At 48.0% G+C, this 1,666-nt stretch carries 1 protein-coding gene; it reads left to right on the top strand.

From position 1 onward, the window contains the following. Nucleotides 1–132 precede the first annotated feature (132 nt). Complete coding sequence (locus ACTHUE_RS18130; protein ID WP_070459254.1) at nt 133–1,659, top strand: DHA2 family efflux MFS transporter permease subunit; 1,527 nt, start codon at nt 133–135, stop codon at nt 1,657–1,659. Nucleotides 1,660–1,666 lie beyond the last annotated feature (7 nt).

The raw sequence follows: 1,666 nt of genomic DNA, 5'->3' as shown, positions 1-1,666 counted from the left end.
CGATAAAATCTTCGAGCAATACGCAAAATAATCTTTTCAGACGGCCTGAGTCTTTTATTGAAGGCTCAGGCCGTCTGAAATATTGATTCTCTTCAATCGACCGCTTTGGCGGTTGTCTTATAGTTTATAAATATGAATTATCCGCCTTTACAAGGGTTTAAGCTGGTGTTGGCAACTTTGGCGCTCAGCTTGGCCGTATTTATGGAAGTCTTGGACAGCACCATCGCCAACGTCGCCGTGCCTGTTATTGCAGGGGATTTGGGTGCGGCTACCACGCAGGGAACTTGGGTGATTACCTCATTTGCCGTAGCCAATGCCATCTCTGTTCCCTTGACAGGTTTTTTGGCCAAGCGGTTCGGCGAGGTCAAAATCTTTATCGCCGCTGTGATCGGGTTTGTCGTAACGTCATGGCTGTGTGGCATTGCACATAATCTTCAAGCCTTGGTTTTTTTCCGTGTATTGCAAGGCTTCATCGCCGGGCCATTGATTCCCTTGTCCCAAAGCCTGTTGATGGCTTCTTATCCGCCTGAAAAACGAACATTGGCGCTGGCCTTATGGGCGATGACCGTCGTTGTTGCCCCTGTGTTGGGGCCGATTTTAGGCGGTTGGATTTCAGACAATTGGCATTGGGGATGGATTTTCTTTATCAATATCCCGATCGGGATTTTGTCTGCAACTATTGCTTGGAAGCAGCTTCGACACAGGGAAACTGAAATCGTCAGGGCGCCAATCGATTATGTCGGGCTGGTGTTGATGATTGTCGGTGTCGGCGCATTGCAAATGATGCTTGATAGAGGTAAGGAATTGGACTGGTTTGCCTCGGGAGAGATTATCGTTTTGGGCGTTACCGCTTTGGTGTTCCTGACCTATTTTATTGTTTGGGAGCTGGGCGAGAAATACCCGATTGTCGATTTGTCATTGTTTAGAAATAGAAACTTTACGATAGGCGTTGTTGCGACATCCTTGGGCTTTATGGTGTATATGGGTACATTGACCTTGCTGCCTTTGGTGTTGCAATCAAATCTCGACTATACCGCTACTTGGGCTGGTTTGGCTGCTGCACCGGTAGGTTTTCTGCCGATTATTCTGTCGCCGATTATTGGTAAGTTTGGCAATCGCGTCGATATGCGCCTGTTTGTCAGCGCTAGCTTCTTGGTGTTTGCCTATACATTCCATTGGCGAACCGACTTCTATGCCGGCATGGATATGAGCAACGTCGTTTGGCCACAGTTTTGGCAGGGTTTAGGCGTAGCCATGTTCTTCCTGCCCCTGACCAGTATCACCTTATCGCATATGAAGGGCAACCAAATTGCCTCGGCCAGTAGCTTGTCTAATTTCTTGCGAGTCTTTATGGGCGGTGTCGGTGTGTCCGTTGTCAGCACCATGTGGGAACGGCGCGAAGCTCTGCACCATACTCAGCTGACCGAACATATTAATTCATTGTCCTCAATCAGCAACCAATCTATTCAAGGCATGATGGCCAATGGCCTGAGCAAAGAGCAAGCCCTGGCTGCGATAAATAGTACTATTTCCCAACAAGGCTTTATTATTGGCTCAAATGAAATCTTCTTGGCAGGCAGTATCATATTCATCAGTATGATTCCCATTATTTGGCTGGCGAGACCTCCGTTTAGCGGTTCCGGCGGGGGAGGGCATTAGATAAAAG

Source organism: Neisseria sp. P0021.S005 (assembly GCF_051956955.1).
This window is presented reverse-complemented; position numbering and strand designations above follow the sequence as displayed.

What these genes read in the sequence shown, in the direction of transcription:
- ACTHUE_RS18130 (WP_070459254.1), top strand. Translation starts at nt 133, where the DNA reads ATGAATTATCCGCCTTTACAAGGGTTTAAGCTGGTGTTGGCAACTTTG.